Annotated in this window: 25 protein-coding genes and 1 pseudogene; 23 read left to right on the plus strand and 3 right to left on the minus strand. The window is 42.2% G+C overall.

From position 1 onward, the window contains the following. The 18 genes and pseudogenes from fliP (at window position 1) to N473_RS06460 (ending at window position 18,320) form a co-directional block, all read left to right on the plus strand. Window positions 1-744 (plus strand): flagellar type III secretion system pore protein FliP, encoded by a 744-nt coding sequence (gene fliP, locus N473_RS06370; RefSeq protein WP_063367297.1) that lies wholly within the window; start codon window positions 1-3, stop codon window positions 742-744. A 1-nt stretch (window position 745) separates the two neighbouring features. Beyond that, window positions 746-1,015, plus strand: coding sequence for a flagellar biosynthesis protein FliQ (gene fliQ, locus N473_RS06375; protein WP_039609450.1), 270 nt, complete (start codon window positions 746-748; stop codon window positions 1,013-1,015). Window position 1,016: 1 nt separating this feature from the next. Then, window positions 1,017-1,796: a flagellar biosynthetic protein FliR gene (gene fliR / locus N473_RS06380; RefSeq protein WP_063367185.1), complete on the plus strand. Its 780-nt coding sequence runs from the start codon at window positions 1,017-1,019 to the stop codon at window positions 1,794-1,796. Between the two features lie 9 nt (window positions 1,797-1,805). Next, complete coding sequence (flhB, locus tag N473_RS06385) at window positions 1,806-2,936, plus strand: flagellar biosynthesis protein FlhB (RefSeq protein ID WP_063367186.1); 1,131 nt, start codon at window positions 1,806-1,808, stop codon at window positions 2,934-2,936. Window positions 2,937-2,994: 58 nt separating this feature from the next. Then, window positions 2,995-5,094 carry a flagellar biosynthesis protein FlhA gene (gene flhA / locus N473_RS06390; RefSeq protein ID WP_063367187.1) on the plus strand — a complete coding sequence of 700 codons (2,100 nt, stop codon included), beginning with the start codon at window positions 2,995-2,997 and terminating at the stop codon, window positions 5,092-5,094. Between the two features lie 22 nt (window positions 5,095-5,116). After that, entirely contained in the window at window positions 5,117-6,613 is a 1,497-nt protein-coding gene (gene flhF, locus N473_RS06395) for a flagellar biosynthesis protein FlhF (protein WP_063367188.1), read from the plus strand. After that, on the plus strand, window positions 6,606-7,466 hold the full coding sequence (locus N473_RS06400) for a MinD/ParA family ATP-binding protein (RefSeq protein WP_023401816.1): 861 nt from the start codon (window positions 6,606-6,608) through the stop codon (window positions 7,464-7,466). Before flhF ends, N473_RS06400 begins: the two co-directional genes overlap by 8 nt. A 2-nt stretch (window positions 7,467-7,468) precedes the next feature. Then, window positions 7,469-8,203, plus strand: a complete 735-nt coding sequence (locus N473_RS06405) for an RNA polymerase sigma factor FliA (RefSeq protein WP_039609445.1) — start codon at window positions 7,469-7,471, stop codon at window positions 8,201-8,203. 46 nt (window positions 8,204-8,249) lie between these two features. Continuing rightward, window positions 8,250-8,633, plus strand: coding sequence for a chemotaxis response regulator CheY (cheY, locus tag N473_RS06410; RefSeq protein ID WP_010364893.1), 384 nt, complete (start codon window positions 8,250-8,252; stop codon window positions 8,631-8,633). Window positions 8,634-8,653: 20 nt separating this feature from the next. Continuing rightward, entirely contained in the window at window positions 8,654-9,421 is a 768-nt protein-coding gene (locus tag N473_RS06415; RefSeq protein WP_063367189.1) for a protein phosphatase CheZ, read from the plus strand. A gap of 15 nt (window positions 9,422-9,436) precedes the next feature. Beyond that, the gene (locus tag N473_RS06420) at window positions 9,437-11,701 is read left to right on the plus strand and encodes a chemotaxis protein CheA (protein ID WP_063367190.1); all 2,265 of its coding nucleotides are present in this window, start codon (window positions 9,437-9,439) and stop codon (window positions 11,699-11,701) included. An 85-nt stretch (window positions 11,702-11,786) separates the two neighbouring features. Beyond that, a complete protein-coding gene (locus N473_RS06425; RefSeq protein WP_063367191.1) occupies window positions 11,787-12,938 on the plus strand; it encodes a protein-glutamate methylesterase/protein-glutamine glutaminase in 1,152 nt (383 codons plus the stop codon). A 61-nt stretch (window positions 12,939-12,999) separates the two neighbouring features. Further along, entirely contained in the window at window positions 13,000-13,785 is a 786-nt protein-coding gene (locus tag N473_RS06430; RefSeq protein WP_039609441.1) for a ParA family protein, read from the plus strand. Then, on the plus strand, window positions 13,778-14,563 hold the full coding sequence (locus N473_RS06435) for a chemotaxis protein CheW (protein WP_063367192.1): 786 nt from the start codon (window positions 13,778-13,780) through the stop codon (window positions 14,561-14,563). Before N473_RS06430 ends, N473_RS06435 begins: the two co-directional genes overlap by 8 nt. A 24-nt stretch (window positions 14,564-14,587) precedes the next feature. Next, complete coding sequence (locus tag N473_RS06440; RefSeq protein ID WP_023401824.1) at window positions 14,588-15,085, plus strand: chemotaxis protein CheW; 498 nt, start codon at window positions 14,588-14,590, stop codon at window positions 15,083-15,085. A 3-nt stretch (window positions 15,086-15,088) separates the two neighbouring features. Then, on the plus strand, window positions 15,089-15,514 hold the full coding sequence (locus tag N473_RS06445; RefSeq protein ID WP_039609439.1) for a DUF2802 domain-containing protein: 426 nt from the start codon (window positions 15,089-15,091) through the stop codon (window positions 15,512-15,514). Between the two features lie 188 nt (window positions 15,515-15,702). Beyond that, window positions 15,703-16,763 (plus strand): annotated as a pseudogene (locus N473_RS06455) (serine hydrolase domain-containing protein). Window positions 16,764-17,360: 597 nt separating this feature from the next. Next, window positions 17,361-18,320, plus strand: coding sequence for a fibrinogen-like YCDxxxxGGGW domain-containing protein (locus N473_RS06460; RefSeq protein WP_063367195.1), 960 nt, complete (start codon window positions 17,361-17,363; stop codon window positions 18,318-18,320). 211 nt (window positions 18,321-18,531) lie between these two features. Here the strand turns inward: N473_RS06460 and N473_RS26110 are convergent, their stop codons facing one another. The 3 genes from N473_RS26110 to N473_RS06470 form a co-directional block, all read right to left on the minus strand. After that, window positions 18,532-18,723: a hypothetical protein gene (locus N473_RS26110; protein WP_155735539.1), complete on the minus strand. Its 192-nt coding sequence runs from the start codon at window positions 18,721-18,723 to the stop codon at window positions 18,532-18,534. A gap of 412 nt (window positions 18,724-19,135) precedes the next feature. Continuing rightward, the gene (locus N473_RS06465; protein ID WP_039609437.1) at window positions 19,136-19,432 is read right to left on the minus strand and encodes an EscU/YscU/HrcU family type III secretion system export apparatus switch protein; all 297 of its coding nucleotides are present in this window, start codon (window positions 19,430-19,432) and stop codon (window positions 19,136-19,138) included. Window positions 19,433-19,435: 3 nt separating this feature from the next. Beyond that, on the minus strand, window positions 19,436-21,946 hold the full coding sequence (locus N473_RS06470) for a flagellar hook-length control protein FliK (RefSeq protein ID WP_063367196.1): 2,511 nt from the start codon (window positions 21,944-21,946) through the stop codon (window positions 19,436-19,438). Window positions 21,947-22,051: 105 nt separating this feature from the next. Here N473_RS06470 and ccmA point away from each other — a divergent pair, with 105 nt between their 5' ends. The 5 genes from ccmA to ccmE are packed head-to-tail and all read left to right on the plus strand — an operon-like array spanning window position 22,052 to window position 24,785. Next, window positions 22,052-22,675 carry a cytochrome c biogenesis heme-transporting ATPase CcmA gene (gene ccmA / locus N473_RS06475; protein ID WP_081220983.1) on the plus strand — a complete coding sequence of 208 codons (624 nt, stop codon included), beginning with the start codon at window positions 22,052-22,054 and terminating at the stop codon, window positions 22,673-22,675. After that, the gene (gene ccmB / locus N473_RS06480; protein WP_063367197.1) at window positions 22,675-23,361 is read left to right on the plus strand and encodes a heme exporter protein CcmB; all 687 of its coding nucleotides are present in this window, start codon (window positions 22,675-22,677) and stop codon (window positions 23,359-23,361) included. The genes ccmA and ccmB overlap by 1 nt, the downstream gene beginning before the upstream one ends. Before the next feature lies 1 nt (window position 23,362). Beyond that, complete coding sequence (locus N473_RS06485; protein ID WP_063367198.1) at window positions 23,363-24,100, plus strand: heme ABC transporter permease; 738 nt, start codon at window positions 23,363-23,365, stop codon at window positions 24,098-24,100. A 2-nt stretch (window positions 24,101-24,102) separates the two neighbouring features. Continuing rightward, window positions 24,103-24,309 carry a heme exporter protein CcmD gene (gene ccmD / locus N473_RS06490; protein WP_063367199.1) on the plus strand — a complete coding sequence of 69 codons (207 nt, stop codon included), beginning with the start codon at window positions 24,103-24,105 and terminating at the stop codon, window positions 24,307-24,309. Beyond that, window positions 24,306-24,785: a cytochrome c maturation protein CcmE gene (ccmE, locus tag N473_RS06495; protein ID WP_046355148.1), complete on the plus strand. Its 480-nt coding sequence runs from the start codon at window positions 24,306-24,308 to the stop codon at window positions 24,783-24,785. Before ccmD ends, ccmE begins: the two co-directional genes overlap by 4 nt. Window position 24,786 lies beyond the last annotated feature (1 nt).

Below are 24,786 nucleotides of genomic sequence, written 5' to 3' on the forward strand. Positions count from 1 at the left end.
ATGCTTCGATTCCTAATCCTATTCGGATTGACTCTATTTATCCCACAGGTAAGCGCTAATGATGGTATCGAAGCGCTCAGTGTAACGACAAATCCTGACGGCTCCCAAGAATACTCGGTAACAATTCAAGTTTTGGCTATCATGACGGCGCTCAGTTTTATACCTGCTGCGTTAATCATGATGACGTCTTTTACACGTATTATTGTAGTGCTTGCGATATTGCGGCAAGCCATTGGCTTACAGCAGTCTCCCTCAAATCAGATTTTGGTGGGGATGTCATTGTTTTTAACCTTTTTTATTATGGCTCCAATTTTCAGTAAAATTTACGATGAAGCTGTTCAGCCCTATATAAATGAAGAAATGACGTCTGTGCAAGCACTTCACGCTGCCAAAGAGCCGATGAAGGCATTTATGCTGTCCCAAACGCGGATCAAAGATTTGGAGACCTTTGCTAAAATTGCAGGGTACGACAAATTAGATAGTCCAGAAGACACGCCGTTTATTGTGATCATCCCAGCGTTTGTCACCAGTGAATTGCAAACTGCCTTTATCATCGGGTTTATGTTTTTCATCCCTTTTTTGATAGTCGACTTGGTTGTTGCCAGTGTATTAATGGCCATGGGTATGATGATGCTATCCCCAATGATTGTTTCGTTGCCATTTAAAATTATGTTATTTGTGCTGGTGGATGGCTGGTCACTGGTGATGGGTACATTAGCAAGAAGTTTCGGTCTGGGAGTGTAAAATGGAACCCGAAGTATTCGTTGATATTTTAAGTGACTCTTTATTTATCGTGATTAAGTTGGTCTCGGCGATTGTTGTACCTGGGCTAATGATTGGCCTTGTGGTATCTGTATTTCAAGCTGCAACTTCTATCAACGAACAAACTTTAAGTTTCTTACCAAAACTGATCATCACTTTGGTTGCGTTAATCGTAGGTGGTCACTGGATGACGCAAGAGTTAATGGATTTTTTCAAATTGATGGTTATGCGGATCCCTGAAGTAGCAGGTTAAGATGGAATTCTTATTTTCCGATATCATGCAAGGGTTAAGTGATTACTTAATTCCTTTTATTCGCATTAGTTCGATGATCATGGTCATGGCTGGCTTGGGGGCTCAGAGTGTATCGAAGCGAATTAAAATTTGCTTAGCCATTGTTGTTACATTTGCGGTGGCACCTGCTATTCCTCAATCGCAATTTACTAACCTGTTTTCATTTCAGATGATACTTGTTGTGATCCAAGAGATGATTATTGGTGTGGCAATTGGTTTTGCATCACTTCTATTGCTCAATACATTTATTCTTGCCGGTCAGGTACTTGCCATGCAAACTGGCCTGGGCTTTGCTTCGGTAGTCGACCCGTCTAATGGCTTGAGTGTACCTGCTGTGGGTCAGTTTTATTTAATTTTGGCCACCTTACTCTTTTTTGTGTTTAATGGTCATTTAATGATGATCCAAATGATCGTATTTAGCTTTCAGTCTTGGCCTATAGGAGGAGATTGGTGGCATGTTGATCATTATTATGACATCGCTAAATGGGGATCATGGTTATTTGCAACGGCACTGTCCTTATCTTTAGCGCCTTTAACTGCAATGCTCGTGATTAACCTTGCCTTTGGGATTATGACCCGTGCTGCGCCGCAGATGAACATCTTTTCGGTGGGCTTTGCATTTACTTTGGTAGCGGGGTTAATGATCATTTGGGCGACGCTAGGTAATTTTACCATGCAGTATGAGTTTCAGTGGCTGAAAATGACAGAGTTAATGTGTAACTTAATAGGTTGCACCGTTTAGGAGAGCAAGATGGCTGAAGACTCGGGTCAAGAACGTACCGAAGAGCCCACCGCGAAAAAAATAAGTGATGCCAGAAAAAAAGGACAAGTGGCGCGTTCCAAAGAACTGGGGACGACGTTTGTTTTAATATTTTCAGCGGTTTCGCTCATTTTATATGGGGGGGATATTGCCAAGGGTTTATATAATATTATGGGCCGCATGCTTACTCTAAACCGCAATGAAACTTACGATACCACCAAGATGTTTTCTGTATGGGGGGATGCCTTCTCTGAATTACTTTTTCCTATGTCTATGTTTGTCTTGATTATTGCGGTTGCAGGGGTCATAGGAAATACCTTATTAGGTGGATTCAATTTTAGTTGGCAGGCTGCCGCTCCAAAAGCAAGTAAAATGTCACCGTTAAAAGGCATAAAGCGGATGTTTGGGCCTCAAGCCGCAGTAGAGCTACTCAAGTCAATTTTAAAGTTTGTACTAGTAGCTGGGTTCGCCATTTTATGCATTAAGTGGATGTTCTATGACATCTTGCATTTAAGTATTGAATCAGTTCCGGGCAGTGTCATTCACTCACTTGAAATCTTAGCTTGGCTTTTCCTCGCGCTCAGTTGCACCATGATTATCATTTCAGCCATTGATGCGCCGTATCAAAGTCATACGCATCACAAACAGTTGAAAATGACCCTTCAGGAAGTGAAAGATGAATATAAAAACTCTGAAGGTGATCCGCAAATAAAAGCCAGAATTCGAAGAACCCAGCGTGAAATGTCGCAGCGTCGAATGATGCAAGACGTGCCTGATGCTGATGTGGTCGTGACCAACCCGACGCATTACTCTGTTGCATTAAAGTACGATACAGAGAAAGCAGGGGCACCTATTGTGATTGCAAAAGGTGTGGATGAATTGGCGATGCAAATACGTAAAGTCGCTAAGGGTAATGAAGTGCCCATTGTTGAGTCGCCTGTTTTAACTCGTTCTTTGTATCACACGACGGAGGTGGGAGATCAAATACCAGATCAGCTGTTTACCGCAGTCGCACAGGTCTTAGCGTATGTTTTCCAGTTGAAGAAGTTCAATAAAGGTCGAGGCAGAAGGCCTACCGCGTTGAGTAAAGACTTGCCTATACCAGATGATCTAAAACACTAATAGTTGGAACAAAGCTTGCTTTAACTTATCTGCGTCAATAAATTGAAGTTGATAAGTTATGGATTTTAAAGCGGTTCTACAACAAGTTAATCGAGACAAAAAAGAGTATGCTAAAGGCATAGGTACGCCTTTATTGGTTTTAGCTGCCTTGGCCATGGTGATTTTACCCATGCCACCATTCTTACTGGATATTTTGTTTTCGTTTAATATCGCACTCGCACTTGTGGTACTGCTTGTTACCGTATATACCATGAAACCTTTAGAATTCGGCATGTTCCCCGCTGTGCTTCTGATTGCGACCATAATGCGATTAGCATTAAATGTTGCCAGTACACGGGTTGTGTTACTTGAAGGTCATAATGGCGGAGATGCCGCTGGTAAAGTGATTGAAGCGTTTGGCTCCGTGGTTATCGGTGGTAACTATGCCGTTGGCTTAGTTGTATTTCTTATCCTTATTATCATTAACTTTGTGGTAATTACCAAAGGTGCTGGCCGTATTTCAGAGGTGTCAGCACGTTTTACCCTAGACGCAATGCCCGGTAAACAAATGGCGATAGACGCCGACTTAAACGCTGGCTTTATTTCAGCAGAAGAAGCACGAACACGCCGCGATGAAGTGACCAGAGAGGCTGACTTTTATGGTTCTATGGATGGTGCAAGTAAGTTTGTTAAAGGGGATGCTATTGCGGGTATCGTCATTTTGGCTATCAATATTATTGGTGGATTATTTGTTGGCATGGTTCAGCACGACCTTACATTCTCTCGTGCAATGGAAGTCTATACGCTATTAACTATTGGTGATGGTCTTGTCGCCCAATTACCTTCTCTATTACTGTCTATCGGTACCGCGATTGTTGTAACGCGTCAAAATGAGTCTCACAACATGGGTGAGCAAGTGACGCAGCAGCTAGGAAACGAAAAGTCGCTTTATATCGCTTCTGGTATCTTAATTGTGATGGGATTAGTGCCGGGCATGCCTCATGTTGCCTTCTTAGGCCTGGGTACACTGATTGGCGGTTTAGCTTATCTTTCCAAGAAGCACAAAGAAAAAGCGGCTGAGCAGCAAGCAGAAGAGGAAGCGAAAGGAACGCAAGTTGCCAACAAACAACAAGATCAAAAAGAGTTGGGTTGGGATGATGTGCAGCCTGTTGATGTAATCGGTCTTGAAGTAGGCTATCGATTGATCCCGTTAGTAGACCAAGCCCAAGGTGGCGAACTGCTTAGTCGCATTAAAGGCGTACGTAAAAAGCTATCTCAAGAACTTGGTTTTCTTGTTCCACCCGTCCATATTCGTGACAACCTTGAGCTAGACCCTAATGCATACAAGATTACATTAATGGGAGTTGGCTCAGGAGATGGAGAATTGAAACATGGTGATGAGCTTGCAATTAACCCAGGTCAAGTCTTTGGTCCTCTTCAAGGTGTGGTGACAAAGGATCCTGCTTTTGGTTTAGATGCCGTTTGGATAAAACCAGATCAAAAAGATGAAGCACATTCTCTAGGGTATACAGTCGTAGACGCTGCGACTGTGGTTGCCACACATATCAGCCAGTTACTGACCAATAATGCATCACTGCTACTCGGTCACGAAGAAGTTCAAAATCTATTAGACATGCTTGCGAAGAGTCACCCTCGTCTTGTCGAAGGGTTGGTACCAGATGTTTTACCTCTGACTACAATCGTGAAAGTGCTACAGAATTTGCTTAACGAAGGTGTCGCTATCAGAGATATGAGATCAATTGTACAGACTTTAGTTGAGTATGGTCCAAGAAGCCAAGACCCTGATGTACTAACGGCTGCAGTGCGAATTTCACTACGCAGACTCATCGTCCAAGATGCCGTTGGAAACGCTGATGAGATACCTGTCATAACATTGGCGCCTGAGTTGGAACAGATGTTGCATCAGTCACTTCAGAACGCAGGTGATGAGGGGGCAGGCATAGAGCCAGGTCTTGCAGAGCGACTTCAAGGTTCATTGAGAGAAGCGCATCAAACGCAAGAAATGTTAGGCGAGCCGTCCATCTTATTAACCTCAGGTATGTTAAGAAGTGTTTTATCTCGATTTGTTAAGCATACGATTCCTGGTTTAAGAGTGATGTCTTATCAGGAAGTACCGGACGAGAGACAAATCAAGATTATTAGCTCGGTTGGGCAATAATAGAGGAACGAGGTGCTGAGTCATGAAAATTAAAAGATTTTTCGCAAAAGATATGCGTACGGCTTTAAAAGAAGTAAAAGATGAATTAGGTGCAGATGCTGTCATAATGTCGAACAAAAAACTTGCTGACGGCGTGGAAATTGTTGCGGCTATCGACAATGACAGAGTTGCGCCACAGGCTCAACCAGCTTCAATTGAAGCGCGCCCTGAGCCAGCGCCTGTAGCTACGCAAAAGTCTACGTATAGTCAACCCGCTCGCGTGGTTAAGCCTCAAACTCGTCGTCCTCAAGCTCAGCCACAGGCAAAAGTTGCTGATAGCCTAGAAGCGCTCTTAGAGCGTCAAGCTCCAAAACCTCGTTCTCCTGAGCTTGCTTCTATGTTTTCTCAGTCAGGCATTGATACTGGTGATTTGTTCCAACCTCAGCAAGAGCAAAGACCAACATATAGTCAAGCTCAGCAAACTCAACCTAGTCCAGCACAAACTCGCCCTGTACAGCAAGCAGATCCTCTGACGTCCGATTGGGATTTTGGTGATGAATTAGAAGCCGATATGGATACACAGCCAGCTGTAAATAACGCGTCTCAAGATGAAATGAGTTCTATGCGTGATGAAATGAATGCTATCCGTCAGTTACTTGAATATCAGGTGTCTGGTTTAATGAAGCAAGAGATGGACCGCAGAGATCCGACTAGAGCTTGTTTAATCAACCGTTTGCAAGGTATGGGGATCAGCTCTGAGGTAGCTGAGCAAATGGCGTGTTTTATACCTGATGATGTATCCAGAAAAGAAGCGTGGAATGCGCTTTTAAATATGGTTGTGAATCAGATGCACACAACCAATAATGACATCCTTCGTCAAGGTGGTGTTTACGCAATGGTTGGCCCAACAGGGGTAGGTAAGACAACGACGGTTGCAAAATTAGCAGCGCTAGGCGCGCAGAAGTATGGTGCTGATAAAGTTGCATTAATTACCACAGATACATATAGAATTGGTGCTTACGAGCAGTTGGCAACTTATGGTAGAATCATTGGCTGTCCGGTCAAGCAAGTTAAAGATGCAAATGAGTTAGCAGAAGTTCTTTATCATTTGCGAAATAAGCGACTAGTATTAATAGATACTGCCGGCATGAGTCAAAGAGACTTGCGTTTAACTGAGCAACTAAATACATTGATGCGCAGTTCACGAGTTGATATTCGTAGTTATTTGGTGCTTAGCGCAACATCGCAAATGCATGTTTTGCAGGAAACAGTAAACCATTTCAAAAAAGTAAACTTGAGTGGTTGCATCTTTACAAAACTTGATGAATGTCTAAGTTTAGGTGAGATTATTAGTATTGCGATTCAAAATCGTCTGCCAATAGGGTATCTTACCAACGGACAACGAGTGCCAGAAGACATTCGTGTTGCAAATGCTCAAAAATTAGTTAAAAAGGCTGAGCAATTGTATTTAAAAAGAACAAAAGCACAACATTCACGACGTGAAGCAGTGGCGTCCCAGACAGTAGGAATGTATGATTAATACAGTTTTAGATCAAGCAAGTGGCCTGCGTAAAATGAATCAAAAAAGTAACCACGGAGTAAAAGTAATAGCAGTAACTGGTGGTAAAGGAGGAGTCGGTAAGACTAATGTTTCATTAAATACTGCAATTGCGTTAGGACAACAGGGCCATAGAGTATTAGTTTTAGATGCTGACCTTGGATTAGCGAATTGTGATGTAATGCTTGGCTTGCGTGTGGAGCGTAACTTATCTCATGTGCTATCCGGCGAATGTGAGCTGGACGAGATTTTGGTTGAAGGGCCTGCGGGGATAAGAATTGTCCCAGCGACCTCGGGCTCTCAGAATATGGTTGAGCTAAGCCCGGCAGAGCATGCAGGTTTGATCCGTGCATTTAGCGAACTTAGTAACGACTTTGACGTTTTAATAGTGGATACCGCCGCCGGTATTTCTGATATGGTTTTGAGCTTTTCCAGAGCCGCGCAAGACGTAATGGTCGTTGTCTGTGATGAACCAACGTCAATTACAGATGCGTATGCATTGATCAAGGTTTTAAGTCGAGAGCATGGCGTTTACAAGTTTAAAATTGTTGCGAACATGGTTAGGAGCCTTCGAGAAGGGCAAGAGCTATTTGCTAAGCTGTCAAAAGTGACGGATAGGTTTTTAGATGTTGCTTTGGAGCTTGTCGCTACAATTCCTTTCGATGAAAATATGCGTAAATCTTCGCGCCGTCAAAAAACCATTGTTGAACTCTACCCTAACTCTCCTGCCGCTGTGGCGTTTAGGGGGTTAGCAAGCAAAGCTGTTAAATGGCCTGTGCCTCATCAGCCTTCAGGACACCTAGAGTTTTTCATTGAGCAGTTAGTTAACGGGTAATTATGGCTACACCGGTCAATCGAATGGCGGGATATCAAACTGCAGACCACCTTAACAAGGTGGTTGAGCGTCATACACCTTTGGTCAAAAAAGTTGCTTGTCATTTGCTCGCAAGGCTTCCTGCGAGCGTTCAACTTGATGATCTGATTCAATCAGGAATGATAGGTCTCATTGAGGCAACAAAAAATTTTGATGCCAGTAAAGGCGCGAGTTTTGAAACGTTTGCAGGCATCCGCATTCGGGGTGCTATGTTAGATGAAATACGCCGTGGAGACTGGGCTCCGCGCTCTGTCCACAAAAATAGCCGTATGGTTGCAGAGGCAATTGCAGAGTTAGAAACTGCTTTAGGCCGTGAGCCAAAAGACACTGAAATCGCTGAAAAACTTGATATTCCCTTAGATGAGTACCATCATATTTTACATGACGTGAATGCAAGTAAGATTATTGGCATTGAAGACCTTGGGGTCGACCAAGATGTAATTTCACCTGCAGGCAGTGATTTAGCGCTAGACAAACCATTCAATAACGTTAAGAATGAGCGCTTTAATGAATCGTTAGTAGACGCAATAAAAACGTTGCCAGAGCGAGACGCGATGGTGCTATCTTTGTACTACAACGATGAAATGAATTTAAAAGAGATTGGCCAGATCTTAGATGTGAGCGAGTCTCGAGTGAGTCAGATTCATGGTCAGGCAATGATTAAACTCAGAGCCAAGATAAATGACTGGATCAATTAGAGTACATTTTATTTTTTTATAGGTTCAAACCTCACCGGAGGAAGTTTTGGATAAGAACATGAAAATTCTCGTGGTTGATGATTTCTCTACAATGAGAAGAATAATCAAAAACCTGTTGAGAGACTTAGGCTTTACAAATGTTCAAGAGGCAGATGATGGCAGCACTGCGCTTCCAATGTTGCAAAATCAAGAATTTGACTTTGTTGTTACTGATTGGAATATGCCAGGCATGCAAGGTATCGACTTGCTTCGAGCAATAAGGGCTGACGATAGCCTTAAGCATATCCCAGTATTAATGGTAACTGCAGAAGCTAAAAAAGAACAAATTGTTGCAGCAGCGCAAGCTGGGGTAAATGGTTATATTGTTAAACCTTTTACCGCTGGAACATTGAAAACTAAGTTAGAAAAAGTTTTTGAACGCTTAGGCTAGTTACAAGTAAGGATAGGCTTATGTCAGAATCCTCTGCGCCACAAATTACATTAGAGCAAGCGAAGCAACTTGTTGAGTATCTTGAAAACGGTGAACAAGAAAAAGCTGATCAAATTTTAATTGAAGCAACTAACAAAGAGCAATCCGAGTTATTTGCTGAAGTCGGAAAATTGACACGTCAGTTACACGAGTCGTTGAAAAACTTCGAGTTAGATACGCGTTTATCAGATTTAACTACAGAAGCCTTACCAGATGCAAAGCAACGCTTAAACTATGTCATGGAAATGACTGAAAATGCGGCGAACAAAACGATGGATGCGGTTGAAGCTAGTTTACCGCTCGCTCAACAGTTGGCCGACGAGCTTTCTGAAATAAAGCCTACTTGGGATAGGTTGATGAGTCGTGATATTCAGCTAGGAGAGTTTAAATCTCTGTGTCATGACTTAAATGATTTTATGCAATCTTCACAAGGTCGCACCGACGAACTACAAAGCTTGATGACTAATGTTTTAATGGCGCAAGATTATCAAGATTTAACTGGTCAGGTCATTCGTCGAGTCATAGAATTGGTAAGAGAGGTCGAAGACAGTTTAATTCATCTATTAACTGTTTTTGGCACGTCAGAAGTGGGTCAACTTAACACGGCTCAACAACCACAAGAAGTAGTTGAAACCACCACTGATGAACTAGCTGGTCCTGAAGGGCCTATCATTGACGCTGAGGAACGAGACGATGTTGTGTCTGGCCAAGATGAAGTTGATGATTTGTTATCTAGTTTGGGTTTCTAATAGGAGAGTATAATAATGAGCTTTGAAGTCGATGAAGATATCTTACAAGACTTTCTTGTTGAAGCTGGAGAAATACTCGAACTGTTATCTGAGCAACTTGTTGAATTAGAAAATAACCCAGATGACAAAGATTTACTGAATGCAATTTTTAGAGGCTTCCACACTGTAAAAGGTGGAGCTGGCTTTTTAGGTATGAACGAGTTGGTTGACGCTTGTCATGGTGCCGAAAACGTTTTTGATGTTTTGCGCCAAGGCCAACGCTCTGTGAATCCTGAATTAATGGACGTGATTTTACAGTCGCTTGATACCATTAATGACATGTTCGCGTGCATACAAAACCGCGAGCAACCTGAGCCTGCGGACCAAGAGTTACTCGACGTATTACACAAGTTAAGTCAGCCTGAGTCTGCTGACGAGGTCATCGCAGCTCCTGCTGCTGAGCCTGTGGTTGAAGCACCACCACCTGAGCCTGTTCAGGAAGCAGAAGATGATGTGCTGTTTGATGTAGGCAGTGAAGAAAGCGCTGAACCTGCAACCTCAGATAGTATTGACGAAATCACAGAAGAAGAATTTGAAAGCTTGTTAGATGAGCTTCACGGGTCGGGTAATGGCCCTGCCGTTGAAGCGCCTCAAGCGGCGCCTGCCGCCCCTGCGGCTCCGTCTACACCTCCATCTAATGCCAATGATGGAGATATTACCGATGATGAATTTGACAGCTTATTGGACGAGCTTCATGGTGTTGGTAAGTTTGGTGCAACATCCAGCGACGAAGCGCCAGCTCAGAGTGCTCCACCACAAGCGCCTGCCACGCCCGCTGCACCAACAAGTTCGCAAGACAGTGGCGATGACGAAATTAATGATGAAGATTTTGAAGCGCTGCTTGATGAACTGCATGGCAAAGGCCAGGCACCAAAAAATTTAGAAGATGGTGCCGCGCCTTCAGAGCCTGCACAAGCTCCAAAAGCTGCTCCTGCACCGCCGCCAACACCAGCAGCTAAACCGCAACCTGCGCCAAAAGCTGAGGCGCCTAAGCCGGTAGCCAAAGCAGCACCAAAACCTGCACCAGCTAAAGCAGAGCCTAAAGGCGGAGCGCCTAAAAAACCGGCGGCACAAGCTGAAACTACGGTTCGGGTAGATACAAAAAGGCTAGACCAGATCATGAATATGGTTGGTGAGCTTGTATTGGTTCGAAATCGTTTGGTGAGCTTAGCAAATAACAGCAACAGTGAAGCCATGGGTAAAGCCATATCGAACCTAGATGTGGTCACGGCTGACTTACAGGGTGCTGTTATGAAAACCCGAATGCAGCCAATTAAGAAAGTATTTGGCCGATTCCCTCGCGTTGTGAGAGACCTTGCACGAAGCCTTAAAAAAGACATCAATTTGATTCTAGAAGGTGAAGATACCGATCTAGATAAAAACTTGGTAGAAGCACTGGCAGATCCATTGGTTCACTTGGTGAGAAACTCTGTTGACCACGGTATTGAAATGCCGGATATACGTGAAGCAGGTGGTAAATCTCGCACAGGTACAGTTACGCTTTCTGCATCACAAGAAGGGGACCATATTCTGTTAACTATCAGAGATGATGGTGCGGGTATGGATCCTGAAAAGTTGAAGAAAATTGCGATTAGCAAAGGTGTTATTGATTCAGATCAAGCAAGTAGATTGTCAGATACTGAAGCATATAACCTGATTTTTGCGCCTGGTTTTTCTACGAAAGAAGAAATTTCCGACATCTCTGGACGAGGTGTGGGGATGGATGTAGTTAAGACAAAGATTACGCAGCTTAATGGTCAAGTAAACATTCAGTCTGAGCTGGGTGTGGGTACAATTCTTGAGATCAAAGTACCACTGACACTCGCTATTTTACCAACACTTATGGTGATGGTAGGAGAGCAAACATTTGCGTTACCGCTTGCCGGCGTCAGTGAGATATTCCATCTCGACCTAACCAAAACCAATGTGGTTGATGGGCAATTGACGATTATTGTTCGCGAAAAGGCGATACCTCTGTTTTATCTCGAGCATTGGTTAGTTAAAGGGACTGATATTAATCAGAAAAAAGCCGAAGGGCATGTGGTTATTGTACAAATAGGTACTCAGCAAGTCGGTTTTGTAGTTGATTCACTAATAGGTCAAGAAGAGGTGGTGATTAAACCACTTGATTCCCTACTACAAGGCACACCTGGTATGGCAGGTGCAACTATCACTTCAGACGGTGGTATTGCACTGATTCTTGATGTACCAAGTATGTTGAAGCATTACGCAGGCAAATAGCGCTAGACGCTTTTTGCTGTCACCGAATTAGTGGTGCCAAAGGCACCACTTTTCGGATCTGTAACATTAAAAAAGAGCGATGCCAATGGCAGTAAAAGTATTAGTTGTTGATGACTCAAGTTTCTTCCGTCGTCGTGTAAGTGAAATACTAGAAAAAGACGCAGGAATTGAGGTTATTGATTTTGCAGTTAATGGCCAAGAAGCTGTTGAAAAAGCAAGTAAGTTGCGCCCTGATGTGATCACCATGGATGTAGAGATGCCAGTATTGGATGGTATCAGCGCTGTTAAAAAAATAATGCAGAGTAACCCAACGCCAATTTTAATGTTTTCTTCATTAACTCGTGAAGGAGCAAGCGCTACGTTAGATGCACTAGATGCAGGGGCTGTAGACTTTTTACCTAAAAAGTTTGAAGACATTGCTCGAAATAGTGAAGAAGCCACGCGTGCATTGCAGACAAAGGTCAAAGAAATTGGCCGTAAGCGAGTCAGTCGATTTACAAGACCGATGACTTCAGCAAAGCCATCAACACCGGCTAGTCCTGCAGCAAAACCAACATCTAGTTTACGTTCAAGTACAACTGTGGCTCAGCCAGATAGAAGTTTTCAAAAAGCCGCGCCAGAGAGCGCTCCACAAAGAAGCTTCAAAGCGTCTGGTAAATCATACAAAATAGTAGCTATTGGCACTTCTACAGGTGGTCCTGTTGCGCTACAAACTATTTTGACTCAACTACCTGCGAACTTTCCTCATCCAATATTGCTTATTCAGCATATGCCTGCTGCTTTCACACCTGCTTTTGCACAACGACTCAATAGCTTGTGCAAAATTAAGGTAAAAGAAGCCGAGCAAGGTGATAAGCTGATGCCGGGTGTGGCGTATTTAGCGCCAGGGGGTAAGCAAATGATGGTAGAAGCGCGAGGTGGGAGTAAAACACTTAAAGTGTTTGAAGATGACAGCCCGAGAATCACTTATAAACCGTGTGTTGACGTGACATTTGCGAGTACGGCTAAAGCTTATTCGGGTGATGTTCTCGCGATTGTGTTAACGGGGATGGGCGCTGACGGCAGAGATGGTGCTCGTATGTTGAAGCAAGTAGGCGCAACGATTTGGGCGCAAGACGAAAAAACATGCGTCGTTTACGGCATGCCTCAAGCTGTTGCAGCGGCAGGTCTATCATCCGAAAGCCTTGCACTTCAAGATGTGGCATTACGCATTAATAAAGAGCTGGGGATTGCGTAGGTATATAAATTAGTTTGATACAGCTTTGTCATGAAAAGTCACAAAGGAATAAAATAATAAAGTGAAAATTTGGACGGTTGCGAATCAAAAGGGTGGTGTAGGCAAAACGACCACTGCGGTGAGCTTGGGTGGCATATTAGCCACTGAAGGAAAAAGAGTATTATTAATTGATACAGACCCGCATGCATCACTGACTTATTACTTTGGAATTGACTCTGAAGACTTAGAGGTGAGTGTGTATGATATTTTCATTCGTGGTTCCAACATGCAAAGCGAAGAGATCTTACAAGCTTTATGCCCCTCAACTGTTGAAAACTTAGATATTTTACCTGCGACAATGGCCATAGCCACCTTAGATAGAAGCATGGGTAATCGTTCAGGTATGGGGCTAATATTGAAAAAAGCGCTGGCAAAAATTAGCGATTATTATGATTATGCCATCTTAGATTGCCCACCTGTTTTAGGGGTCTTGATGGTCAATGCTTTGGCTGCCAGTGAACGTATACTCATCCCTGTACAGACTGAGTTTTTGGCATTAAAGGGGCTAGATAGAATGATGCGCACAATGACATTAATGCAAAGTTCGCATTCTAAACAATATCAATATACTATAGTCCCTACAATGTATGATAAGCGTACAAAAGCATCTTTAGAAGCATACAAGTCGCTGGTTGAATCATATCAGGATAAAGTGTGGCCTGGTGTTATTCCAGTTGATACCAAATTTAGAGATGCTAGCTTGGCACAGAAGGTTCCGGTACAATTCTGCCCGAAATCAAGAGGTGTATATGCATATCGAGCATTACTCGAGCATATTGGTGAATTAGAAAGAGGTAAGAATGAGTAAGCACCTGTTTGCAAACGAACAAGTGATGAAACAATATCTTGGAGCCTTATTGCAAGAAGAGGAAGATCAAGATGTTGCACTTGCGCCCGTTGCGAGGTTGCTTGAGTCTGTGCCGGATGCACAAAAGCAAGAGAAACTACTTGATGAAGCAAAAGTTGTTGAGGTACCAAAAGCCGAGGTTGAACTGAAAGTTGAGACTTCTGAGGCCGTTGTTGAGGAAGTTCTACAAGAAACTCCTGAGTTGCCGGCCCAAGAGCTTGAGATAACTGAAAATACAACTATTATCAAAGAACAAGCACCTGCGCAGAGTGCGGCAAAAGAAGCCTTCATTGAAGGCGAGTTTCAAGCTTTGTTTTTTGAGGTTGCAGGTCTGACACTTGCTGTTCCATTGCAAGCACTGGGTGGCATTCATCAGCTGACAGAGGTTAACCAGTTATTTGGAAAACCAAAGTGGTTTAAAGGTGTAATGCTAAACCGTGAAGAAAAGCTGAATGTTGTTGATACAGCTCGTTGGGTAATGCCAGAAAAGTATACGCCCGAGTTGGAGTCGCAGCTTAACTACCAGTATTTAATCATGCTAGGTGACAGTCAGTGGGGGCTGCTAGCAGAAAAATTAGTCAATAATATTACGCTCACAGCTGATGATGTTAAGTGGCGAACAACCTGTGGTAAGCGACCATGGCTTGCAGGTGTGATTAAAGAAAAAATGTGTGCGCTTATTGACGTAGAGAATTTAAATAGGTTGCTAGAGCAAGGCCTCGATAGCCGAGAGCAGTAACTAGCATCAATCTGGAGTTTAATCATGAGCCAAGAAAGAATACTTTCTGCAGATAAAAATGCCGATAGTAATGATGAAGTCCTACAGTGGGTGACATATAAACTAGAGGAAGAGACATATGGTATCAATGTAATGCAAGTACAAGAGGTATTGCGTTACACTGAGATTGCACCCGTCCCAGGTGCACCAAGTTATGTGCTAGGTATCATTAACCTTCGTGGTAACGTTGTAACCGTTATTGATACTCGCGCCCGCTTTGGGTTGATGAGTGCTGAAGTCACTGACAACTCTAGGATTGTTATTATAGAGGCTGAGAAGCAAGTAATTGGTATCTTGGTAGATAGTGTCGCAGAGGTAGTATATTTACGTAGCTCCGAGATTGACAGTGCGCCAAACATTGGTACTGAAGAAAGTGCTAAGTTTATTCAGGGTGTGTCTAATCGCGAAGGTGAATTACTAATCTTAGTTGATCTCAATAAACTACTCAGCGACGATGAGTGGGATGAGTTGAGTCATCTGTAAGTTGTGGCGGCAGTAACATTAGATGATGTACTCATTATACTGGTGATAGCATCATGCTTTATTAGCTTGTTATGTTTGGGGCTGTTGTTCATGTTTAGTAAACGTTTGCAGCAATCACAAAATAGTAATGTTAAATTGCATAAACAAGTACACAGTGACGCAGAGCAGATTAGTATTCTAAGAAGTGAAATTGCAGAAGTCAGAGCGAGTGTTTTAAGCATTGGTAAGCGGCTTGTTGAAAGTGAAAGCTATGTCAAAGAGTTAGCTCAGCAACAAGCAGCACAAAAATATGATGATCCCGACGCAAAAATATATTCTCGTGCAGTTAAGATGGTTGAGCTTGGTGCTGACCTCGAAGAAATCATGCGAGAATGTGAGCTCCCTAGAGCGGAAGCAGAATTATTGATGTCTCTACACAATAAATCTTGAATAAGGTGCTGAAAGGCACCTTTTTTATTGTTCAAACATAAATTGTTGTTAGGTTTGTTTAGAGATATTGATTATTTTGTATCTAAAAGCGTATATATTGTTCACTATTGTTATGGATATTTGCAAGGGAAAAATGCGTGGTGCGTAGATTATTCGTATTTATTGCTTTGTGGTTGCAAACTGGGTGTATGCAAAACGACTCATCTTTGCGCGATAAGTTAATTCATCAAGTTGAGAAAAATGCACAGTTACATGGGATCCCATCTCAAGCAGTGTTAGTTAACGACAATGGTGATATTACCTTTAAATATGCGTTTGAGGCATCAAAAAGCAGGGTGGGTTCGACCCTGAATGAGCATAGTGTCTTTCCCATTTTTTCTGTTAGCAAACTGTTTGCGACTGTCCTTGTTTTTCAACTGGTAGAAAAAAACAGCTCTCATTAGATGAACCTATCGGTAAGTATGTCCAGTTGCCTCGTCAATGGCTGAATATTCCAATAAGTGCATTGTTGAACCATACCTCTGGGATACCTGAATATTTTTTAGTTATAAATCAGCAAGTGAGTGCACCACAAAGCTTTGAACACGTTATTAAAGCTTTAGGTGAGAAAGAACCTGTGTTTGAGTTCAATACTCAAGTACAGTATACCCAAATTAATTATCTTCTTATTGGTGCCTTGCTAGAGTCTGTTACAGGCCAGTCTTATGAGTCATTGGTCCAAGAACGATTATTAACCCCTCTAATGATGTCGAATACTTACTTAAAGGCTGTGCAGCTCCCAAGAGACGTTGTGCCTTCATATCTGCCTAATAGTGGCGATAAGATCAAACCTAATAAGTATGTCTTCCCAAGCTATGGCACTGCTCATACTGGCGTTTATTCTTCTGCTTATGATCTAAACCTTTTTCTATCAAGTTTAATGGAAGGCAAACTAGTCGATAAGGCGATATTGATTAAGCTTTGGCGCCCACAGAAGCTTTTAAATGGACAGACTAATTTCTTCGTATCTGGCTGGGATTATGAAAAGGAAGGTGATTGGCATAGTGTGGGACATGATGGAGGAGCGTTGTTAAGAGTATCTGCATTTTTTAATGCAGAGTTCAGTGATTATAAGATTGTTATTTATTTGACGAACGGTAATTTAGATGGGGTGTGGAGTCGAAGTTTAGTTAAATCTTTACAGCAGTATTGGATAACGAACCCCTTTTCTCGTTTATTAGTTTGGGCGGGGCTTTATGAGTCGTTTTAATCGATTTAAGGCTTTTTATTATCTTTTCTTAAATACTTATCTTTGATGACATACTATGCATGCCTTGATAAACAAACTCTGTTATGTGCTTAAATAAAAAGCATTCGAACTTTGAATTAAAATTAATAAAGGAGTTAATTATTGATGGAGCGGAAAGGTAATTAAAAAGTGATTGGTGTTAATGTTGTTCTTTTTTTGCAGGTTGATTTTTGCTTTAAATTAATTTAAAAATTTTTAACTTTAACTTTAACTTTAACTTTAACTTTAACTTTAACTGGAGTGCGTAGTTGTTTTTTTTGTTGAAGTTGGTAGGTTAGATGTATTTTATAACTTTAATTTTTTTGTTTTAAAGTGTTTTGGTTTTATTTATTAATATTTAATTCTTATTTTTACCTGTATTTTATATTTTTTATTGTTTCTTTTCTTTATTTTTCTCCCCAAAATGGTATTTTCTTCTGTGTGAATGACTTTCCAAAATCTATGTTTTTATGAAGATATCTAACTTGTGCTATTTTCTATGAGATGTAACTAGGAAGGTGGTTTATAAAATATGATTGTTTTAATGGCACTCTATTATAAAAAATAAGGATTTACCCAATGAAAATAAATAAAGTGACGCTTTTATTATCTGCTTTATTCTCTTCTGCATTATCTGCAAATGTTGTTGTTGAAGCCACTTCAGATGAAGCGACTCCAATTGTGGAAGTTACTGGTGGTAATGTAAGCTTTGACAGAGCGATTAAAAATACCGGTAATGAAGTATTGAATTTAAGGTATTATGATACGCTGGTTTTTCCTAATGGTGAGCTTTATAACCGTTCCAACGCAGCAAACTTGACGTTAACAGCTGGTCAAGTATTTGCTCAAGCACAACCTCGGATCAGTGTTTTGCCTGAATTTCCTGCGGGAGAGTATAAGTATATATTATCTGTATATAATAAAGTTACTGGTGAAATAACATCTGCTAACTTTACTTTTAATAAAAAATACTCTGAACATGAAAGCCGTAGTTGTGCAGAGATACTTGCCAATGGTTTAAGTACTGGCAGTGGGGTATATTCAATAAAACCAGATAATGTTCAATCGCCTTATAAAGTCTACTGCGACATGGAAACTCATGGCGGCGGATGGACGCTTGTCGGGATAAAAAGTAAAACACAGCCAAATGTCCAAGTGGATGAACTACTGTCATTAGATCAAAAAGCAAATGTTATTACAGATCAAAAATGGGCAGGCTTTAAATATACTGCACAAGAAATGCTAGTGACCGCAGATAACGATACCGCAGCAATTTTAGACATGGTGACTTTAAATAGTGCAAATTGTACACCTTTAGCAAACTCTTTGACGGATGATGTATTGGCTCATGCTGAGTCTGCTGGTTGTACTGGTGCTGGTCAGGATTATTCTTTCCTAAATTCAGCTAAGTTTAAAACTTCTGTATATGATTATTCAAATACTAAATTTATTATCGAACGCTTTGGTAATGGCTGGGGAGTCGGTGGTAATGGTCCGTATCACTACAATGCTCAAAATATGTGGCTTTACGTAAGATAAGCTTGATATTTAGATACAAAGACCAGTGCTGTTAAAACATCAACACTGGTCTTTTACTCCATAGCCAATTAAAAGGCGCTGCAATTCAGACCTTTATTTCGCTCTGTGCCGCTTTACTATGTCGCCCCTAGATTTCAGAGAGACCTGGTTGTATCAGATTCAGATTTTACATTGGTTTGGTCATCAAGTGATGAATGACCTTTGCATCGACCTAGAAAGTATCTGTATTTTCGTTACTGTCATCACAGATCTTACGGCGGAAGAAGGGATACTTACTGTCAGGGGGAACACTTGCTAATGCTTCCCAAATCGGAGTGACGACTTGACCTCCTAGGCTGTTTGGACTGTCCCAAGCGTCATCGCTGTACTGGAAGCTTATATAAGTCTGAGTCGCTATATTCACCCCTCTGGTTACGCCGAAAAATAAGTATGGTTCATCAGTGGCGATACAAGAATGAAACAAAGCTGTCAGGTCATCGTGATCCGCTGTGGCAATATCGGGGGCAAATGTCTGTAGTGTAAGTACCTGAGAAAGCAGGCTTAAATAGGGTGCTCTTTAGCTAATGGTTCAGTGCCGACTGAGATACTTAGTCGTGTACTGACAAAGCTATATAGTACATAGGCAAGAGGATTAGATTTCATAAAGTCACCTTACTTTTTCAGTTATCAAACTATTTGGCAGTTGGTATGAATAAAAATAAAGTTCAGGCACGAAAGTGACCGGTCGTTCAACTGATTTTGCTATGATTTAGGGTGTATCCGTAACAGTTTCTTCGCACATTAACCCTGATACATTCATATGATTGCTCGTATATTTAGGCTTTAATATTGAGTTTACCTTGAAAGTTTTTCCACCCAGGTGGGAATTTACCACGGAGCACGTAAGAAAACGCAATCAATTCAGCGATGACATAATAAAGCTCTTTGGGGATTTCTTCATGTAAATCTAGCTGCCCCAGCGTTTTGACCAGTGCAGGATCTTCGTGGATCATGATGTCTTTTTCTTTGGCTAAGGCAATAATTTCTTCTGCCAGTTCACCAAAACCCTTGCAGACGACCTCTGGTGACTTTCCAGCTTCGTATAAGAGCCCAACGGCTGTTTTTTGTTCCATAAGTTATACCTTTATGTTTACGATAGCATGTTTATCGTAAAACTGTTTTACCTGTACTGCATCTTCACGCAGTGCGATGTCTCCTACTTGCAAGCCATGGGCAGCTAGCTTACTTCTCAACGCATCTAAGTGCGGTTCAGCAAGTTGGCACACACTCGGGCTATCGCCGACAATTTCGCAATCAATGGCTTTATCCATCAACTCTGCTTGGACACTGAGCTGACCAAGTGCCTCATAATCAAAGTTTAGCCTGACAAACCATACTTGCTTTTCTGGCAACCCAGCCTTTGCCGGTTTTTTATATTTTCCAATTTGTAGCTCGCTTTGTCTGCACTCTGGCGGCGTTTTCATTGGTAAAAACAAGTTGATCAGCAGTTGACTTTCACTGTCAAACTTTTGACCTAGCGCCTGAGCTTGATTATTGACAGACATTGCGTTTTGAATAAAACCGAGTTCTTCCACTAAGTTTTGTTGTGCTGATAAATTCACCGCTTGAATAAATTGTTTTGGTTGTTGCAACTTATTACCTGGAAATAAGGTTTCTACCATGCTTGCGACTCGTTGTTCTTGAGAGATATTTTTGGGAAGTTGGCTCTCATGTTGGCTACTTAATTGTGTGCCCAGTAAGGCAACAAGTAACTTATCTAGCGCCTGAGTAAAACTGGTCATCGGTACACTGGTATTAAGTGGTGTTGCTATGCTTGGTAGGCGACTAAACAAGTCTTGACTAACCGCTTCAGGCGTTGCTTTTCCTTCATCCATTAAGCGTGAAAAAGCTTGGTGCACAAGCCGTGTGAGATCAACAGAATCGCCATTTTTAAAGGTCATTTTTTCTGAAATTTTCTCACTGAGCAATGCGGGATCTTTGGGATCTGGTAACTTATCTTGCAATAAAGAAGCTACTCGTAGCGGTTTGTTTAGAATGTGTGCCAAAGGCAGTGACGCAGGTGCCGTACTTTGAGACTTCTGTGCATGACGTAAAGGTATTACATCAGCTAATTGTGCTTGCGCTGCTAATTTTGTTTGGGTCACTCCCAACAGCTTAGAAGCAATTGGTGCATCGTTTTTTGGCAGCGCTGCTGAGAGTACTTGTTGGATCAATTGTAAACGCATCTCAAAAGGCATTTTTGCACCGCTGTTTTGATTTGCTAATCCAGAATTTGGCGACATGGGTTGTGCTTGATGGCTTGGCATTTTTTTGGTCGATACACCGTCATGTATAGGGGCAGTATTAGGTGGCTTTGGTGCGTCTACAACGGATGTTATTGATCCTTTTGTCGCTGCGCTACTTTGCGGCGATTGGGAGGCTGGTTGACTGACTGGCTTATCAAGCCCTGCGAAATTTTGCTTAATGCCATCAGAGAGCGCCATCAAAGCCTGATTAGTTGGTCGCACTGCGGCTAGCGTAATGAGAGGTTGATGCAAATAACTTTTGATGGACGGAGCGATAGAAGGGATTTGTTGATTAAGTGGAATGTGAGTTTGAGTTGTTGCTTGTGTCGCCGCACGATTAAAAAATGGGGTCTGTGTAATGGCTTGTAATGCTTGTTTTACGGTTTGTTTTATATCTGCCAAAGAGACATTAAAGAGTGGCTTATCATATTTCAAGGTCTGTTCTTGATATGATTGAGATGCTTCTTTTAGATGAGTTTGAAATACATGGGTATCTAACTTTGGAAGGATACTTTTGAGCGATGTGGTCAGTTTTACCTTAGTCGATTTCGAGGCGATGGCGACTTCTATACCATCTTGTTGTGGACTGAGTTTAGCGCCATGCCATACCTGCTTTTGGAGCTGTTTTAGCTCAGCGGGGGTCGATGTTTGGATGTGTGCAATATCATGTTGATGACGGCCCAGTTTCAATGTGCCTTTACTCTGGGCGAGTTGCACAAAATTGGGTACTTGCTGGCTGAGTTGACTTACTAATTGCGCGATGGCTTTTTTGGCAACCGGCATTTGATGTAGCTTGTCACCAAACATATTGAATACCTGCATCAATATTTTATCACTTTTTGCACTTAAGCTAGCAACCAATTTGGACTCTTGCTGTAGTAAACTACCAATACTAGGCGGGATAGGGACATTGACCCCAAGTTTTGGTAAGGCAAGCTGTGAATTAGGTGCCAGTTTGATGTGCGCATCGGTTTGTATGGCGCTGTGGTCGCCAAAGCCTTTTAAAACACCGAGTAAGCTGAGTAATGATTGTGCTGATTTTAATGATAATTTAGCTTCGGGGGTCGCGAGTGTTAGCACTGTGCCTGTTGCATCGAGCTTTAATTGGGCTTCAGGTAACTTCAATACTTGGTCAACACTGGCTTCACTACTTAAGCGCACAGGCTGCCAACGGCCTTCCAGCGCAACTTCCATTTGAATCGAGTCGGGCTTAATGACAATGTTTCGTGCCAAAAACGTCTTATCAGCTTCTAATTGCGGCTGATTGTTGCTACCTTGTGAAGATAATGTTGTTGGTGACACATTTGCTGGATGTTGTACAGGAATTGTTTGCTTATTCATTATTCTAAATCAAATTTTCGGTAATCGGTCACAAGGTATTATTCGTATTACAATATCACTATGATAGACTTACGCCCACATTTAGGGTCGTGAGAATAACAAATTTTGCTAGAGATTAAGGCTTTAACTTGTATCAAACAAGACCGTTGTTTGTTCGAATCACTTAACTTTTCATTGTTATCTGGTCAAATCATGCAAATAGAAGGCCCAAATGGTGCGGGAAAAACATCGTTGCTTAGAATTATTGCCGGTTTTTCTCAGCCAGATGAAGGTAGTGTTCTGTTTAATAAGAAAAATATTAGTGAAGATTACGATGATTTTGCACAGTCATTGCTCTTTATAGGGCATAAAACTGGTGTTAATCAGCAGCTCACTGCCTATGAAAATGTCATGCACTGGCTCACTGTACACGGTTATAAAAGTACTGAACCGGAAATTTATACCCTCCTTGGTAAGCTAGGTCTTGTCGGCTTAGAAGACGTCCCCGTAAGAACTTTGTCTGCTGGACAGCAACGTCGCGTCGCTTTGGTCCGTTTATGGCTCAATGATGCAAACCTTTGGATTTTAGATGAGCCTTTTACTGCGCTCGATAAGAAGGGCGTAGCCATGTTACAAGCACAGTTTCAGCGACACTTAGAGCAGGGTGGCGCGATTTTGTTAACAACTCACCAAGATCTCACCAACTCGTTTAGTTCTTTGCAAACATTGGTTTTGGAGTATCGCCACTGATGCAAGCAAGCAATTCATACTGGACGCTATTTTGCTCCGTTTATAAAAAAGATGTCACATTGGCATTTCGCCAGCGTGCTGAAATAGTGAATCCACTGCTGTTTTTTTTGATTGTGATCACCTTATTCCCGCTTGCGATTGGTCCGGAGCCAGGGTTATTGGCACGAATGGCACCGGGGATTATTTGGGTCGCTGCGCTTTTATCAACTATGTTAGGGTTAGATAAGATTTTTCGTGACGACTACATGGATGGCTCGTTAGAGCAGTTGATTGCTTCTCCATATCCATTGCCACTGGCCGTACTGGCTAAAGTTGCCGCACATTGGACAACAGCTGGACTGCCAATGGTAGTCATGGCACCTGTGTTCTCGATGTTGATGAATTTAGAGTCACAAGCGCTGGGTGCCACCATATTAACGTTATTAATTGGCACCCCACTATTGAGTTTTATTGGTGCCATTGGGGCAGGCTTGACTGTAGGCTTGCAAAAAGGCGGTATCTTGATGAGTTTGCTCGTTTTACCGCTTTATATACCAGTACTTATTTTTGCAACGTCCGCTATTGATACTAGCATCATGTCTTTAGCATATAGTGGACAGCTTGCAATCCTTGGTGCGATGCTAGCCGTCGCTTTAGTTACCGCACCAATTGCAATATCGTCAGCTTTAAGAGTGAGTGTAAGTTAAAATGTGGAAGTGGTTACATCCTTATGCCAAAGCGGAGCGTGCTTACCAATTGTGTAACACCTTGCTTCCGTACTTTGTAGTGGTGTCCGTGCTATGTATTGTAGTTGGATGGGTATGGGGGCTTGCGTATGCCCCAGCAGACTACCAACAAAAAGATAGTTACCGGATCATCTTTATTCATGTGCCTTCGGCGATTTTGTCGATGGGGGCATACTCATCTATGGCCATTGCAGCCATCGTTGCATTGGTGTGGCAGCTGCGAAATGCCGAGTTAGCTGTCATTGCAATTGCGCCTGTAGGGGCAGCGATGACAGCGATTGCGCTGATCACCGGCTCTGCATGGGGCAAGCCAATGTGGGGCGCTTGGTGGGTGTGGGATGCAAGGCTTACTTCAGAGCTTATTCTATTATTTTTGTACTTAGGTGTACTGTCGCTGTTCCACGCTTTTGAAGATAAAAAAGCAGGCGGAAAAGCCGCGTGTATTTTGGCCATTGTGGGTGTGGTTAACTTACCAATTATTCATTTTTCGGTAGAGTGGTGGAATACACTTCATCAAGGTGGCGCTATTACTAAATTTGATACATCAGCAATCGATCCATCAATGTTGTGGCCTTTGTTGATCAATATACTTGGGTTTGCAGCTTTAGTCGGAACACTTACCTTAATCCGCCTCAAAAATGAAATTATGCAGGTCGAGCAACATCGCCCTTGGGTCCGTCAATTAGTTAGTCGAGGTTGATTATGCAGTTTGAATCATTAAGCGACTTTATCGCCATGGGCGGTTATGGATTTTATGTGTGGCTGTCTTTTGGCAGTTGCGCAGCCATTATACTGGGTTTGCTATTTGGATCGTTATATGAAGGCAGGCAATTAAAACAACAAGTAAAGTCTCAAATGGCCAGAGAAGAACGTATTAAAAAGGCCAAAGATATGGAGGCCCAAGTATGAATCCAAGACGTAAAAAACGATTGTTTACAGTATTGGCGGTGATTTTTGGTATTGGTTCAGCGGTGGGTTTGACACTTTATGCACTACAAGAAAATATCAATTTGTTTTATACACCGAGTGAATTAGTGAATGGCAAGGGCCCTGAATTGGAGAAACCAACGATAGGTCAAAAGCTGCGTATTGGTGGTATGGTTGTACCTGGGTCGGTTGTACGTGATGAGACCTCCCTTGATGTTGAGTTTCAGCTCATAGATACGGGGCCTTTAGTGACTATTCGTTATCAGGGTATTTTGCCTGATCTGTTCCGCGAAGGGCAGGGGATCGTTGCTCAGGGGACATTGATTGAGCCAAATGTGATAGAAGCTTTTGAAGTCTTGGCAAAGCACGATGAAGAATATATGCCCTCTGAAGTAGCTGAGGCCGTTAAGGGGATCAAGCACGAAAAACCAAAATACAACTTAAATAGCGAGAACTAGT

The sequence above is a fragment of the Pseudoalteromonas luteoviolacea CPMOR-1 genome (assembly GCF_001625685.1).
GTDB classification, from domain to species: domain Bacteria; phylum Pseudomonadota; class Gammaproteobacteria; order Enterobacterales; family Alteromonadaceae; genus Pseudoalteromonas; species Pseudoalteromonas luteoviolacea_K.

Bases quoted from the DNA above. Each gene is read 5' to 3' on its own strand.
- fliP (WP_063367297.1), top strand. From the start codon at position 1: ATGCTTCGATTCCTAATCCTATTCGGATTGACTCTATTTATCCCACAG.
- fliQ (WP_039609450.1), top strand. From the start codon at position 746: ATGGAACCCGAAGTATTCGTTGATATTTTAAGTGACTCTTTATTTATC.
- fliR (WP_063367185.1), top strand. From the start codon at position 1,017: ATGGAATTCTTATTTTCCGATATCATGCAAGGGTTAAGTGATTACTTA.
- flhB (WP_063367186.1), top strand. From the start codon at position 1,806: ATGGCTGAAGACTCGGGTCAAGAACGTACCGAAGAGCCCACCGCGAAA.
- flhA (WP_063367187.1), top strand. From the start codon at position 2,995: ATGGATTTTAAAGCGGTTCTACAACAAGTTAATCGAGACAAAAAAGAG.
- flhF (WP_063367188.1), top strand. From the start codon at position 5,117: ATGAAAATTAAAAGATTTTTCGCAAAAGATATGCGTACGGCTTTAAAA.
- N473_RS06400 (WP_023401816.1), top strand. From the start codon at position 6,606: ATGATTAATACAGTTTTAGATCAAGCAAGTGGCCTGCGTAAAATGAAT.
- N473_RS06405 (WP_039609445.1), top strand. From the start codon at position 7,469: ATGGCTACACCGGTCAATCGAATGGCGGGATATCAAACTGCAGACCAC.
- N473_RS06415 (WP_063367189.1), top strand. From the start codon at position 8,654: ATGTCAGAATCCTCTGCGCCACAAATTACATTAGAGCAAGCGAAGCAA.
- N473_RS06420 (WP_063367190.1), top strand. From the start codon at position 9,437: ATGAGCTTTGAAGTCGATGAAGATATCTTACAAGACTTTCTTGTTGAA.
- N473_RS06425 (WP_063367191.1), top strand. From the start codon at position 11,787: ATGGCAGTAAAAGTATTAGTTGTTGATGACTCAAGTTTCTTCCGTCGT.
- N473_RS06435 (WP_063367192.1), top strand. From the start codon at position 13,778: ATGAGTAAGCACCTGTTTGCAAACGAACAAGTGATGAAACAATATCTT.
- N473_RS06440 (WP_023401824.1), top strand. From the start codon at position 14,588: ATGAGCCAAGAAAGAATACTTTCTGCAGATAAAAATGCCGATAGTAAT.
- N473_RS06460 (WP_063367195.1), top strand. From the start codon at position 17,361: ATGAAAATAAATAAAGTGACGCTTTTATTATCTGCTTTATTCTCTTCT.
- N473_RS06465 (WP_039609437.1), bottom strand. From the start codon at position 19,432: ATGGAACAAAAAACAGCCGTTGGGCTCTTATACGAAGCTGGAAAGTCA.
- N473_RS06470 (WP_063367196.1), bottom strand. From the start codon at position 21,946: ATGAATAAGCAAACAATTCCTGTACAACATCCAGCAAATGTGTCACCA.
- ccmB (WP_063367197.1), top strand. From the start codon at position 22,675: ATGCAAGCAAGCAATTCATACTGGACGCTATTTTGCTCCGTTTATAAA.
- N473_RS06485 (WP_063367198.1), top strand. From the start codon at position 23,363: ATGTGGAAGTGGTTACATCCTTATGCCAAAGCGGAGCGTGCTTACCAA.
- ccmD (WP_063367199.1), top strand. From the start codon at position 24,103: ATGCAGTTTGAATCATTAAGCGACTTTATCGCCATGGGCGGTTATGGA.
- ccmE (WP_046355148.1), top strand. From the start codon at position 24,306: ATGAATCCAAGACGTAAAAAACGATTGTTTACAGTATTGGCGGTGATT.